The organism is Paenibacillus endoradicis (assembly GCF_024721975.1).
This window is the reverse complement of the sequence record NZ_JANQBB010000004.1, coordinates 1-15,002: the sequence shown is the minus strand read 5'-3', so window position 1 is coordinate 15,002 and position 15,002 is coordinate 1. Positions and strand designations below refer to the sequence as shown.

General features: G+C 37.2%; 13 protein-coding genes and 1 rRNA gene. 9 read left to right on the top strand and 5 right to left on the bottom strand.

Translation table 11 applies throughout. The features are described from left to right. Positions 1–7: 7 nt before the first annotated feature. From mnmE to rpmH, 5 genes are all read right to left on the bottom strand, one after another. The gene (gene mnmE, locus NV377_RS14175; RefSeq protein ID WP_258201864.1) at positions 8–1,387 is read right to left on the bottom strand and encodes a tRNA uridine-5-carboxymethylaminomethyl(34) synthesis GTPase MnmE; all 1,380 of its coding nucleotides are present in this window, start codon (positions 1,385–1,387) and stop codon (positions 8–10) included. A gap of 95 nt (positions 1,388–1,482) precedes the next feature. Further along, the gene (gene jag / locus NV377_RS14170; RefSeq protein ID WP_258201442.1) at positions 1,483–2,103 is read right to left on the bottom strand and encodes an RNA-binding cell elongation regulator Jag/EloR; all 621 of its coding nucleotides are present in this window, start codon (positions 2,101–2,103) and stop codon (positions 1,483–1,485) included. After that, a complete protein-coding gene (locus NV377_RS14165; RefSeq protein WP_258201441.1) occupies positions 2,100–2,882 on the bottom strand; it encodes a YidC/Oxa1 family membrane protein insertase in 783 nt (260 codons plus the stop codon). The genes jag and NV377_RS14165 overlap by 4 nt, the downstream gene beginning before the upstream one ends. A gap of 135 nt (positions 2,883–3,017) precedes the next feature. Next, positions 3,018–3,404, bottom strand: coding sequence for a ribonuclease P protein component (rnpA, locus tag NV377_RS14160; RefSeq protein ID WP_258201863.1), 387 nt, complete (start codon positions 3,402–3,404; stop codon positions 3,018–3,020). 106 nt (positions 3,405–3,510) lie between these two features. Next, positions 3,511–3,645: a 50S ribosomal protein L34 gene (rpmH, locus tag NV377_RS14155; protein ID WP_258201440.1), complete on the bottom strand. Its 135-nt coding sequence runs from the start codon at positions 3,643–3,645 to the stop codon at positions 3,511–3,513. A 591-nt stretch (positions 3,646–4,236) separates the two neighbouring features. On the opposite strand from rpmH, the gene dnaA reads away from it, so the two are divergent. The 9 genes from dnaA to NV377_RS14110 all read left to right on the top strand — a co-directional run. Then, positions 4,237–5,583: a chromosomal replication initiator protein DnaA gene (dnaA, locus tag NV377_RS14150; protein WP_258201439.1), complete on the top strand. Its 1,347-nt coding sequence runs from the start codon at positions 4,237–4,239 to the stop codon at positions 5,581–5,583. A 165-nt stretch (positions 5,584–5,748) separates the two neighbouring features. Further along, on the top strand, positions 5,749–6,891 hold the full coding sequence (dnaN, locus tag NV377_RS14145) for a DNA polymerase III subunit beta (protein WP_258201438.1): 1,143 nt from the start codon (positions 5,749–5,751) through the stop codon (positions 6,889–6,891). Positions 6,892–7,062: 171 nt separating this feature from the next. Next, complete coding sequence (yaaA, locus tag NV377_RS14140; protein ID WP_308860151.1) at positions 7,063–7,278, top strand: S4 domain-containing protein YaaA; 216 nt, start codon at positions 7,063–7,065, stop codon at positions 7,276–7,278. Positions 7,279–7,305: 27 nt separating this feature from the next. Next, positions 7,306–8,418, top strand: coding sequence for a DNA replication/repair protein RecF (gene recF / locus NV377_RS14135; protein WP_258201436.1), 1,113 nt, complete (start codon positions 7,306–7,308; stop codon positions 8,416–8,418). A gap of 18 nt (positions 8,419–8,436) precedes the next feature. Beyond that, positions 8,437–8,685: an extracellular matrix regulator RemB gene (gene remB, locus NV377_RS14130; RefSeq protein ID WP_258201435.1), complete on the top strand. Its 249-nt coding sequence runs from the start codon at positions 8,437–8,439 to the stop codon at positions 8,683–8,685. Positions 8,686–8,740: 55 nt separating this feature from the next. Then, positions 8,741–10,651 (top strand): DNA topoisomerase (ATP-hydrolyzing) subunit B, encoded by a 1,911-nt coding sequence (gyrB, locus tag NV377_RS14125; RefSeq protein ID WP_258201434.1) that lies wholly within the window; start codon positions 8,741–8,743, stop codon positions 10,649–10,651. Between the two features lie 253 nt (positions 10,652–10,904). Continuing rightward, positions 10,905–13,466, top strand: a complete 2,562-nt coding sequence (gyrA, locus tag NV377_RS14120; protein WP_258201433.1) for a DNA gyrase subunit A — start codon at positions 10,905–10,907, stop codon at positions 13,464–13,466. 32 nt (positions 13,467–13,498) lie between these two features. After that, a complete protein-coding gene (locus NV377_RS14115) occupies positions 13,499–14,572 on the top strand; it encodes an HD-GYP domain-containing protein (protein WP_258201432.1) in 1,074 nt (357 codons plus the stop codon). Between the two features lie 323 nt (positions 14,573–14,895). Continuing rightward, positions 14,896–15,002 (top strand): 16S ribosomal RNA (locus tag NV377_RS14110); the annotation flags it as partial.

Below are 15,002 nucleotides of genomic sequence, written 5' to 3'. Positions count from 1 at the left end.
AACCTCCTTACTTACCTAAACAGAATTGGGAGAAAATTTGATCGATTAAGGAGTCTCCGGCTTCATCACCTAAAATTTCACCTAAAGCTTCCCATGCCAATCTTGCATCTATTTGAATCACGTCAATCGGTATACCTATATATGTTGCTTCAATCGCATCTTGCATCGACTGTTTTGATTTCTTCAACAAGGAAATATGTCGCACATTGCTGACATACGTAAGATCATTAGCTTCAAGCTTACCTTCAAAGAACATTCCACTTATTGCAGCCTCAAGTTGATCTAATCCCTCTTGCTTTATCATAGACATTTTAACAAGAGAACCGCTATTAAGGAAAGGCATAACTTCATCCAATTGTAATTGCTGCTCCAAATCCGTCTTATTCACGATCACAATTACAGAGCGACCCGCTAGTGAAGACAGTAATTCTTTGTCTTCCTCCTGTAATGGTTCATTACCATTGAGCATGAATAGAATAAGATCCGCCTCAACGATAGCATCACGGGAACGCTCTACCCCAATCTTTTCGACGACATCATTCGTTTCACGAATACCAGCTGTATCTAATAAGCGTAACGGAATTCCATTAAGCGTAACATATTGTTCAATTACATCTCGTGTTGTACCAGGAATATCGGTTACAATTGCTCGATTTTCTTGGGTCAATGTATTCATAAGTGAGGATTTTCCAACGTTTGGTCTACCGACAATTGCGGTTAGAATACCTTCACGAAGTATTTTACCTTCACTAGCTGTCTTTAATAATTTATCAATATCCGTAATTGTCTTTTCACATTGTTCTCTTATATAGCTACTTGTCATCGCTTCTACATCATGCTCAGGATAATCTATATTAACTTCAATATGTGCCAGTAATTCAATAACATTTTGACGCAAATCTTTAATCTTGTTCGAAAGTACGCCATCCGCTTGCTTACGGGCAACAGCAAATGCACGATCTGACTTCGAACGAATGAGATCAATAACGGCTTCAGCCTGCATCAGATCAATACGTCCATTAAGAAACGCTCGTTTTGTAAATTCACCTGGCTCAGCAATGCGAATATCCTCTTGTTGCAGTAATAAATCCATAACTCGAGCTACGGCAATAACACCACCATGTGCATTAATCTCTACAACATCTTCAGCTGTAAAAGATCGAGGACCTCTCATTAACGAGATTAACACTTCCTCTTCCCTTTCGCCTGTTACGGGATCTACAATATGCCCATAATGAATCGTATGTGACTGTGCATCAATTAATGGTACCTTCGATGAAAATATATGATTTACGCCTGCAATTGCTTTTGGACCACTAACACGGATAATAGCGATACCGCCTTCTCCAACTGCCGTAGCAATTGCTGCGATTGTATCTTGTTCAATCATTAGTTGCACCTCTCATAAACGGAAAACAGCAATGACCTCTTGGAGTCATTGCTGCACCTCTATTCTATCTTACCTGTATATCTACTATCCGATCATTTCAAAGCAATGACAATGCGACGATTCGGCTCGTCACCTTTGCTGAAAGTTCTAACTTTCGCATGACTTTGAAGATGTGAATGAATAATTTTTCGTTCATGCGGTACCATTGGTTCGAGCACAATTTCTTTTCTCGTACGAATGACGGTACCTGCAAGACGATCTGAAAGACTTTCTAGCCTCTTGCGACGACCTTCTCGAAAATTCTGTGCATCCAAAACGATTCTAATGTGGTTATCTGAATAACGATTCGCTACAATAGTGACCAGATATTGCAATGCGTCCAACGTTTGTCCACGTTTTCCGATTATCATACCAATGTCTCCATCACAAGCAATAGAAAGTTGTATTCCATCTTTCGATTCTTGCCAAGTCAATTGAACATCAAGTCCCATTGCCTTTGCAACATCACGAATAAAGATTTCTGCTTCTTCTTTAGAATCTGGAATTAATTCAAGCTCGACTTTAGCTTCCTTTGAACCAATTAATCCTAAAAAACCTTTTACTGGTTGTTCAACTATAACAACCTTCACTCGATCTTCTGTGACTTGCAATTGCGCTAATCCGTTTTTCACCGCATCATCTATCGTTTTACCTGATGCAAGAACTTTTGTCATTTCCCAAGAGCCCCCTTCTTATCTTTCCCCTTGCGGGCTGGAAGTACATATAGGAAGTAATTTTGAACAATTGTATAACAGTTACTGAATACCCAATATAGTGGTAGTGCCATCGGGAATGACAATGACATTACAAAAATCATGACTGGGAAAACAGCTAGCAAAATAGACATACCCGGCATTTGCTGTTGCTGTGTTTTTTGCATCATCTTCGTTTGTGTAAATGTTGTAATTGCAGCTAGAAGCGGCAAGAAGTACCATGGGCTTGGTTCATTCAAAGAAAGACCAAAAAAGTCAGTAGTACGAAGATTCGCATTCCAATAAATTGAATTATACAACGCAATAAAGATTGGCATCTGTACAATAAGCGGCAAACATCCCGCAAGCGGGTTAACGCCGTTAACTTGGTACAATTTCATCATTTCCTCTTGTTGCTTTTGAGGATTATCTTTGTACTTCGTTTTTAACTCGGCTAATTGTGGCTGTAAAGCCTGCATTGCTTTTGAGCTACGATATTGCTTTAATGTTAATGGTAAGATTATTGTGCGAACAATAATAGTAAGTAACAAAATAGCAAGCACATAACTACCGCCAAACCATTTTGCGAAAGCATCCAAGGTTAATGCGAAGTAATAAACAACATTTTTCTCCCAAAAATTACCCTCTAACAGATGCTCGGTAGTTTTCGTATTGTCAACTTCAGGCATACAACCTGATAGTAAGCTTATCGAAAGCAATAAACCTACAACTAAAATCCATTTCCGATTGTTACGAAACAAGATGAAATCTCCTCTCTGAGAGCTAGTACAGTTACCTCAAATTAGACTATACCATAAATAATTCCACAAATAAATACGAGTTAACTACAATAGAAATGCAATATTGGGCAAGTTTATGTCCAAATGAAGAAAGCTCTAACTTTTCTTTGAAATCGTAGTACGTCTTGGGGAATGAGGCTTGCTACTTTTTAGCAAACCACCTTTGCGCAGCACATGGTGGATAGACCGATCCAGCTCGGTATAGGACATGCTGACGGCTGGCTTTCTTACTATTAAAATAAAATCAACATTTTGAGCAATTTCTTGCTCCATATGACGAACAATTTCCTTAATAACGCGTCTCATACGATTACGCACAACAGCATTACCTATTTTCTTACTTGCAGATATTCCTAAGCGAAATGGTTCTGCAATTGGCTGCCGTGACCAATATACAACAAATTGACCATTAGCAAATGATTTTCCTCCACGATATACGCGACCGAAATCCTCACGATTACGTAGACGCAACTTTCTGCGCACCATCCATCGCCACCGTTTCTATAAATTCCATATCAGTATTGCCAAAATTTCCATCATTCATTATACAAAAGCATAAAAAAAAGACCACCCAGTGTGGTCTTTTGAATTATGCGCTTAGCACTTTTCTTCCTCTTTGACGACGAGCTGCCAAAACTTTACGACCATTTTTACTGCTCATACGTTTACGGAAACCATGTACTTTAGCACGTTTGCTTACATTCGGTTTAAATGTAGGACCCATTATGCTGCACCTCCTATGAGATTCTTATTCAAACGTAATGATCTCCTAGAAGATTTACGTTTAATAGTTCATCAAAAAATACGCTTTTACTATTAAACCATGTCACAGCCTAAAAGTCAATCTAATGACAATAGGTAAACACTTCATATGTTCATTCTCTTTTGAATAGCTTTCATCACTATTGTGGATAACTAAATAAAGCACCGTAAATTGAATTTTTAACAACTTGTGGATATTAAATTTTGAGTTTTGCAATAACTGTCGAACTTTACACATGATATAAACAATATCTTGTGTTGTAGATAACTTCTATGCACAACCTATTGACATTGTGGATAATTTCCTTAAATTCGTTGAAATACTAGGCATCTTTTGCTATGATAGATATGTTTTCGTTGTGGATTGTTTAAAAGATAATCAATGTTATTAACAGTCTGTGGATAATATTGTGTACAACATATTCTGAGTCTAATAACTCCTATTGTAGAAATTCTGCATATTGTGGACAACTTTCTCTTTTATATTGTCAAATTCGACATAAACCCAATCTATTCCTAAATTCGTATTTTTATTGATAAGGAGTGACAAGCTGTGGATAGCCATACTCAAGATTTATGGCAGCAAGTATTGTCAATCATCCAAACGAAGCTTAGTAAACCGAGTTATGATACTTGGTTTAAGGCCACTAAAGCTAAATTTATTGATGATTCATTACTAGAAATTATTGCGCCAACTACATTTGCTGCAGAATGGTTAGAAAACAAATATACAAATTTAATAAAAAGTACTCTTTATGACTATTTAGGACAAAATATTAATATAAAATATTCGATTGGTGAGCCTAAATCAGCAGAACAATCTGTTGTATTTCCTTCTAGACAGCCTTCTAGAGTCGTATTGGCTGAAGAAACACCTTCTAATATGTTAAATCCGAAATATACGTTCGATACATTCGTTATTGGAACGAATAATCGTTTTGCTCATGCTGCATCACTGGCTGTAGCAGAAGCTCCAGCAAAAGCCTATAATCCATTATTTTTGTATGGTGGAGTAGGACTCGGAAAAACACATTTAATGCATGCGATTGGCCATTATATTATGGAACATAACCCAAATACGCGTGTACTCTATATTTCCTCTGAAAAATTCACCAATGAATTCATTAACGCTATTCGTGACAGTCAAGGTGAAAGTTTCCGTACAAAATACCGGAATATCGACGTTTTATTGATCGATGATATTCAATTTATTGCTGGTAAAGAACAAACTCAAGAAGAGTTTTTCCATACTTTCAATGCATTGCATGAAGAGCGCAAACAAATTATTATTTCAAGCGACCGTCCGCCAAAAGAAATTCCAACATTGGAAGAACGCCTGAGATCGCGCTTTGAATGGGGACTTATTACCGATATTCAACCACCGGATCTGGAAACACGAATTGCGATTCTTCGTAAAAAAGCGCGCGCAGAAAATCTAGATATTCCGAATGAAGCAATGAACTACATTGCGAATCAGATTGATACCAACATTCGTGAGTTAGAAGGTGCACTTATTCGCGTTGTCGCTTATTCATCGTTAATTAATGCTGATATTACATCGCATCTTGCTGCCGAGGCATTGAAAGATATTATTCCTTCCTCTCGTCCACGCATGATTACCATGAATGATATACAAGCAAAAGTTGGTGAATTTTATGGCCTGCGCATGGAAGATTTCAAGGCGCGTAAAAGAACAAAGGCCGTTGCCTTCCCGCGACAAATTGCGATGTACTTATCTCGTGAGCTAACAGATTATTCTTTGCCTAAGATTGGAGAGGCTTTCGGAGGTAGAGATCATACGACAGTTATTCATGCACATGAGAAAATTTCACAGCTCATTCAAGTTGATCAAGAGTTATATAAAATCATTCAAAATCTTACTGAAAAAATCAAAAATTAACTGTGAACAACTTAACAAGCCTATGCACAAGCTATGCACATGTGGATAGGCTTGTTTTATCCGCATTATATGGGGTTATCCACATATTCAGTGCCCCTACTGCTACTACTACTAATATTTTAAATAAATATCATCTATAAAAGATGTCGAAACGAGGGATTCAACATGAAATTAACAATTGCCAAAAATGAATTAAACCAAGCCATTCAAAACGTAGCAAAAGCCGTTTCTGCAAGACCAACAATACCGATTTTAGGTGGTATTAAAATAGACGTAACACATCAAGCTGTCACATTAACTGCAAGTGATACAGATATTTCTATTCAAAGTTACATCCCAGTAGAACAAAACGGACAAATTATCGCTGAAATTGAAAAACCAGGTAGTGTTGTATTACCTGCTAAATTCGTAGTCGAAATTGTAAAGAAATTACCTTCTGACCAAGTATCTATCGAAGTGTCATCACAGTATCAAACATTGATTAGATCAGGTTCAACTGAAATTCAAATGGTTGGTCTTGATCCAGAAGACTTCCCTGTCCTACCTAGCATTGAACAAAACTATATTTTGCAAGTACCAGGAGATTTAATCAAATCTATGATTAGACAAACCGTACTAGCTGCATCAACAAGTGAACAAACTCCTATTCTTACAGGTGTTCTATGGAGTTTATTACAAGGAGAATTGAAATTTACAGCTACGGATCGTCACCGCCTTGCAAGTCGTAAAACGACGGTTAATGCTGGTGAAGACTATAAATTTAACAATATCGTTATCGCTGCTAAAACATTAAATGAGCTTTCAAAGCTTATTCCTGATAACAATAACAATATTGATGTTGTTGTTGCTGATAACCAAGTATTGTTTAAATTAGATCATATTATGTTCTATACTCGTATTTTGGATGGAACATACCCAGATACATCAAAAATAATTCCATCTGTTTTTGAAACAGAGATTGTACTTAATACTAAAAACTTAACGGATGCTATGGATCGTGCTTATTTGATGTCTCGCGAAGAGAAAACAAATATTGTACGCCTAACAACGATTGATAATGGTATGATAGAGGTTTCTTCAAGTTCCACAGAATTAGGACGTGTTATTGAACAGATCGAAGCCATTGATTATAAAGGTGAAGCATTGCGTATCGCATTTAACTCAAAATATATGCTAGATGTATTGAAAGTCATCGATAGTGAGAAAATTGTGATTGGATTTACAGGTGCAATGCGCCCGATCATTATTCGACCATTAGATCACGACTATAGCATCTACGTTATTTTGCCATACCGTACAACAGGCTAAACCAGATGAGTATTTTCCGGCGAAAAGTTGGATAATGCTTACGATGTACTTTTCTGTACGAAGAGGTTAAGCAAGCAAGATCAGAAAAGTTTTAGGATCATGCTTCCGAAGTATTTTTCTGTACAACGAAGTTGATCTAGAAAGCACAGAAAAATTGTAGGAGGAACCATGATGAAAGAAATACAGATATCCACAGAATATATTGCCTTAGGTCCATTTTTGAAGCTGTCTGACTGTATATCCACAGGTGGACAAGCTAAATTTTTCTTGCTTGAAACAAAAGTGTTGATAAATGGTGAAGTTGATCAACGTAGAGGACGTAAAATTTACGTTGGGGATAAAGTTGATGTTGAAGGACACGGTAAATTTGTTATAGTTGGTTCATAATGATAAGGTAGACCAGGAGGTTGTAAGGTGCTACTAAACAGTATTAAGTTACAAAATTATCGTAATTATGAATCTTTAGATTTGGCTACACCGCATATGGTAAATGTATTTCTCGGACCAAACGCACAAGGTAAGACTAATTTGCTAGAAGCTATTTTCGTTCTAGCCTTGTCTAAATCACATCGTACAACAAAGGACAAAGAACTTATTGGCTGGAATGAAGAGTCTGCACATATTGCAGGACAAGTCGATAAGAAGTATGGATCAGTTAAACTTGAATTGAGTTACAGTCAAAAAGGCAAAAAAGCTAAGTTGAATGGACTTGAACAACGGAAACTGAGCGACTACGTTGGCGCTTTGAATGTTGTGATGTTTGCACCCGAGGATCTTGAAATAGTTAAAGGGACGCCAGGGGTACGGAGACGATTTCTTGATATGGAGATCGGTCAGGTACAACCTGGCTATCTGTATTGGTTACAGCAATATCATAAAGTGCTACAACAGCGTAATAATGTATTGAAAAATGGCGATGCGCGTAATGATCTTGCCATGTTAGAAGTATGGAACATGCAACTAGCACAATTAGGTGTTAAAATTATGATTAAAAGGCAACACTTTATTAATAAGTTGCAAATTTATGCTAAGCAAATTCATGCAGAAATTACGAATGGTAAAGAGCAACTTGAGTTAGAATATCGTCCTTCGTTCGATTGCGATGCTTCCGGAGATGAAGCTATGTTATTTGATCAATTTATGGTAAAGTTAACACAGGTCAAAGAACAGGAATTTCGAAGAGGTGTAACACTAGCAGGACCTCATCGCGATGATATCGGATTTTTTATTAACGACAAGGAAGCTCAAATATTCGGTTCACAGGGACAGCAGCGGACAACCGCATTATCTATAAAGCTTGCTGAGTTAGAACTCATTCATGAGGAGATCGGTGAATATCCGATATTACTTTTAGATGATGTGTTGTCTGAGTTGGATCGTAATCGTCAAACACAACTAATAGAAACCTTTCAAAGCAAAGTGCAAACCTTTATAACAACGACTGGACTAGAGAGTGTTGATATGGAGAAGTTGCAAGATGCGGGTATTTATTATGTGAAAGAAGGCAAAGTGAGTTTATCTCCGTGAATGAGGTGAAAGCCATCCATGTATATTCATGTAGGTGGAGAAAAAATTGTGAGAACATCTGAAATAGTAGCTATTTTTGATATTACGATTGAAAGTTCATCCAAACTATCCAAACAGTTTGTGGTGGGAGCTCGTAATCGTAAAGAAGTCGAAGATATTGGTGAGGAAGAAGCGAAAAGCATCGTTGTCACATCGAATAAAGTTATTTATTCTCCTATTTCATCTTCTACGTTGAAGAAAAGAGCTCATCATTTTGCAGCGTTATAATATTAAAAATATAGAATTAAGATGCATTAGCAGTTGAGAGGAGCAGTGAACGTACATGTCTTTGGAACAAAATACGTATGACGAGAGCCAGATACAAGTATTAGAGGGGCTAGAAGCAGTTCGTAAGCGCCCTGGTATGTATATTGGTTCTACAAGCGGAAAAGGTTTACATCATCTTGTGTGGGAGGTCGTTGATAACAGTATTGACGAAGCGCTAGCAGGTTTCTGTTCGCAAATTGAAGTTATCATCCACGCAGATAATAGTATTACCGTAATTGATAATGGGCGTGGTATTCCAGTTGGTTTGAATACTAAACTTCAAAAATCTACGCTTGAAGTCGTCATGACGGTACTCCATGCGGGTGGTAAATTTGGCGGAGAAGGCTACAAAGTTTCTGGTGGTCTGCATGGTGTTGGTATTTCCGTTGTAAATGCGCTATCTGAGCATGTGAAGGTTCAAATAAAGCGTGACGGGCATATCCATCAACAAGAATATAAACGTGGTGCCCCGCAATACGATATTAAAATTGTTGGTGACTCTGATGAGACAGGTACAATGACTACATTTAGACCTGACCCTGAAATATTTACAGAAACGACTGTATTTGAATATGAAATGTTACAAACTCGTATTCGAGAGTTAGCATTTTTAAATAAAGGGATTAAGTTGATTCTGACAGATGAGCGTGATGGCCAATCTGAAGAGTTCTACTATGAGGGCGGTATTATTGAGTTCGTTAAATACTTAAGCCGTCATCGTGAAGTCATTCATGAAGAACCAATTTATGTAGAAGGTAACCGAGATAATATTCATGTTGAAGTTTCATTGCAATATAATGCTAGCTACTCTGAATATATCTATTCTTTTGCTAATAATATTCATACCCACGAAGGTGGTACTCATGAATCTGGCTTTAAGTCAGCATTAACGAGAATCATTAACGATTACGCTCGTAAATCTAATATGTTAAAAGAGAATGATACTAACTTCTCTGGCGATGATGTTCGTGAAGGGTTAACGGCGATTATTTCTGTAAAAATCCCTGAACCTCAATTTGAAGGTCAAACAAAAACTAAACTAGGTAATAGTGAAGTTCGTGGTATTGTTGAATCACTATTCTCTGAGAAGCTTCAGGAATTTTTGAACGAGAATCCAAGCGTATCGAAAAAAATTATTGAAAAAGGTTTACAAGCAGCACGAGCAAGAGAAGCAGCTCGTAAAGCAAGAGAGCTAACTAGACGTAAAAGTGTGCTAGAAGTTGGTTCGTTACCTGGTAAATTAGCAGATTGTTCTTCCAAAGATGCAGCAATTAGTGAATTGTACATTGTAGAGGGTGACTCTGCGGGTGGTTCTGCAAAACAAGGTCGCGATCGTCACTTCCAAGCTATCTTGCCATTGCGTGGTAAAATTTTGAACGTAGAGAAAGCGCGTCTTGATCGTATTCTTGGTAATGCTGAGATAAGAGCGATGATTACAGCACTCGGTACTGGTATCGGTGATGACTTTGATATTGAGAAAGCTAGATATCATAAAGTAATTATTATGACGGATGCCGATGTCGATGGCGCACATATTCGTACATTACTGCTTACTTTCTTCTATCGTTATTTGCGTCAAGTCGTTGAGGCAGGATTTATCTATATTGCACAACCGCCTTTGTTCAAAATTGAACGTGGTAAAGTTGTGCGTTATGCTTTAACCGAGCAAGAAAGAGAAGTTATCTTAGAAGAATTCGGTGAAGGTGCAAAAATTAATATTCAACGTTATAAAGGTCTTGGAGAAATGGATGCTATACAATTATGGGAAACAACCATGGATCCAGAAAGTCGTGCAATGCTTCAAGTTACAATTGAGGATGCAATGGAAGCAGATGCAATTTTCGATACGCTTATGGGTGATAATGTTGAGCCTCGTAGAGACTTTATCGAACAAAATGCTAAATATGTAAACAATCTAGATTTCTAACATTTAAAGATGCTATTCAAGTTATAGATTTAATCTGAATAGCATCTTTTTTTGTGCAATACAACCGATTTTCATCAAGACAGTCAACACAATAAATGGTATAATAAAGTTTGGTATTTCAATTAAAACTATTGTTATCCAAGTATAGTAATAGTGGAAAATAATCGTCATTCAATTTAAATCTTCTCGTTTGCTATAGTTTAATGTTGGAGATTATATTAATAAGATTTATATGACGTCAAGGAGGTAAAGCATGGCCGAGGAACAAAAAATGTCAATTGTGAATCGTGATATAGGTACGGAGATGCGTGATTCATTTTTAGATTATGCAATGAGCATTATCGTAAGTCGCGCATTGCCTGATGTTAGAGATGGACTTAAACCCGTTCATCGTCGTATTTTATATGCGATGTCAGATTTAGGCATGTCACCCGATAAACCTTTCAAAAAATCAGCAAGAATCGTTGGGGAAGTAATTGGTAAGTATCACCCTCATGGTGATTCAGCTGTATATGAATCAATGGTTCGTATGGCACAGGACTTCTCCATGCGTTATATGCTCGTTGATGGACATGGTAACTTTGGATCAGTTGATGGAGATATGGCGGCAGCAATGCGTTATACAGAGGCTAGATTATCCAAAGTAGCAATGGAGCTATTACGCGATATTAACAAGGAAACAATTGATTTCATAGATAACTATGATGGTGAAGAAAGAGAACCTGTCGTACTTCCTGCAAGATACCCTAACTTGCTTGTAAATGGGGTAACAGGTATTGCTGTAGGTATGGCAACTAATATTCCACCTCATAACCTTGTTGAAGTTATTAATGGAGCTCAAGCGCTTATTCGCAATCCTGAATTAACTTCGCTTGATTTGATGGAGCATATTAAAGGACCTGACTTCCCGACATCTGGTTTTGTTATGGGACGTGCTGGTATAAGACAAGCTTATCTAACTGGTCGTGGATCTGTTACGATGCGAGCTCGTGCTGAAATAGAAGAAAACAACGGTAAATCTCGTATTATTGTTCATGAAATACCTTATCAAGTAAACAAAGCTCGCCTAATTGAAAAAATAGCCGAACTAGTTCGCGAGAAAAAAATTGAAGGTATTACAGATTTACGAGATGAATCAGATCGTACTGGTATGAGAATAGTTATTGAACTTCGTCGTGATGTAAATCCGAGCGTAGCACTTAATAACTTGTATAAGCATACTCAGTTACAATCTAACTTTGGTATTAATATGCTTGCTCTTGTTAACGGTGAACCGAAAACATTGAATCTTCATGATATGCTTTATCATTACTTACAGCATCAAATCGAAGTTATTCGTCGTCGTACACAATTCGAATTGAAAAAAGCTGAAGCTAGAGCTCATATTTTGGAAGGTTTACGCATAGCATTAGATAATTTAGACGAAGTTATCAAATTAATTAGAGCTTCTCAAACGGCTGATGAGGCACGTGAAGGCTTGATCTCTAGATTCTCCTTAACACTTGAACAAGCACAAGCGATTTTGGATATGCGTCTGCAACGTCTAACAGGACTAGAACGCGACAAAATTGAAGCCGAATATGAAGAGCTTCAACGCAAAATTGCTGAGTTTAAAGCGATTTTGGCTGATGAACAGCTTGTTTTAGATATTATTTATGAAGAGCTAGAAGAAATTAAAACTCGTTTCGGTGATGATAGACGTACCGAGATTACAGCTAGCGATGAGGAAATATTGGATGAAGATCTAATTCCTAGAGAAGATGTGCTTATTTCAATTACTCATTCAGGCTATATTAAACGTCTACCTGTAACTACATATCGTAGTCAGAAACGTGGTGGTCGTGGCGTTGTCGGCATGGATACGAAAGAAAATGACTTCGTAGAGCATTTATTCGTAACAAACTCTCATCATTACTTACTGTTCTTCACGAACAAAGGTAAAGTTTATAAGATGAAAGCTTATGAGATTCCAGATCTAAGTCGTACAGCAAGAGGAACGCCGATTATCAATCTTATTCAGATTGAACAAGGTGAAACGATTAATGCTGTTATTCCAGTAGTAGAATTCAACGATGAGCAATATCTATTCTTTGCAACGAGACTTGGTGTTGTTAAGAAAACGCCTCTGAGCGATTATGTAAATATTCGTAAAGTTGGGTTAATTGCTATTTCTCTACGTGAAGATGACGATCTAATTGGAGTTAAGCTTACAGATGGTAATCAGAACGTGATGTTAGGAACTAGTTATGGTATGTCCATACGCTTCCATGAAAAAGATGTTCGTTCTATGGGTCGTTCAGCAACAGGTGTTAAAGGTATTCAATTAGTAAATGAAGATAAAGTCATTGATATGGATATTATTGTTCCAGATCGTGAAATTCTTGTTGTTACTTCTAATGGATATGGTAAACGTACACCTGAAAGTGAATATCGTCCGCAAAATCGTGGTGGTATTGGTATTAAAACGATTAATCAAACGGATGAACGTGGTTTAGTTGTCGCATTGAAAGTGGTCGACGATGCAGAGGATCTAATGATCATCACTGCTTCTGGTACACTTATTCGTACAAGCATGGATGGTATTAAGTCTATGAAACGCGATACAATGGGCGTTAAACTTATTAATACACGTGATGAAGATACGGTAGCAACAGTAGCACGTGTAGATAAGACGGAAGACGAAGAGTTTGATGAGAACGAAGATGGTACTGTGAATGATGAAGTTAGTATCATTAGTGAAGGTAATGAAAATTCTGATACAGAAACGGAAGTTGTAGAAGAAATAGCTGACGAATCTACGGATACCGAATCATAATACTGATATATGACTAGAAAGGAAGAGGACCCATGGTATCTATCAAAATTAATCAGCTTAAGATGGGTGATAAATTGATCGAAGATGTCCTCACTCCACTAGGAAGTACTTTATTTGCGAAGGATAGAGTAATCTCAGACCGAGATTTGGACATTCTAACAGCTTTTATGGTTACAAAGGTTCAAATTGCAGCGAGTATGACTGAAGAACCGATTAAGAAGGAAGAAATAGTTGAGGCCAAAGCTGGAGCTAAAGTTATAGCTCCAGTAAGTCCATTCATTAAAGAGTATGACAAGATGGTTGAGATGCTCAGAAATGTTCCACATCTTATATTAGCTAATCAGCCAATTCCACTAATGGATATTCGACAACAACTTGAAAAAATCTTTAATCATATTAGTGAGTATAATCTTATTACATTTGCACCAGCCTATATTAATAATATTGATTATGTGATGCACAAAAGTGTTTTAACTTCATTAACCTCATATTTATTAGCACAGTGGGTAGGCTTTCCACAAAAGGATTGGATGCAAATTGCGTTAGCCGGTCTATTAATGGATATTGGCAATGCAAGAATTGATGGTAGCATTCTTTCAAAACCAGGTAAGCTAACCGATTCTGAAAAAATTGATATGAAGAAGCATACTCTAATAGGATATCAAATTCTTCGTAACATTACGGCATTAAATGAGGGTGTTAAGTTAGCAGCACTACAACATCATGAGCGTGTCGATGGTTCAGGCTATCCTAATGGCTTTGATGGTACTAAACTACATCCATATTCTAAAATTGTTGCAGTAGCAGACATATATCATGCTATGACGCTAAATAAAGTGTATCGTAAGCCTCTTTCACCATACTTAGTAATGGAACAAATTCAAAGTGACGCATTCGGTAAACTTGATCCTGTGTACGTTAGAATCTTTATTGAGAAGGTTACTAAGTTCAATACAGGTACAAAAGTAAAACTGAGTGATAATCGTATTGGCGAAATTGTATTTTTCGAAAGAGATTATCCAACAAGACCATGGGTATCCATTAATAATGTTATCGTGAATTTAACGATTGAAAGAAACTTATATATAACTGAAGTATTGCAATAATAGAAACCCCAACATCTAGCACTGTTCAATGAACAATAACTAGATGTTGGGGTTTCTATTTATTCGACAAAAAACTAATAAAAATATCGACAAAAAGCTTGCAAAGCCTATAAGTTCTATGGTATATTATTTCTTGTCGCCGCGAGAGATTGCGAGACACACACGAAAACGAAATGCGAATCACACTTACATAAGTAAATGAGAAACGCTTTGATATTTTCACTTGATCTTTGAAAACTGAACAACGAGTAAGAACTGCCATTATCATTTTCACCCCGTGAACATGATAATAACAAGCGAAACAAATGAGCAAGTCAAACACTTTAATGGAGAGTTTGATCCTGGCTCAGGACGAACGCTGGCGGCGTGCCTAATACATGCAAGTCGAGCGGAGTTGAAGAGAAGCTTGCTTCTCTGATACTTAGCGGCG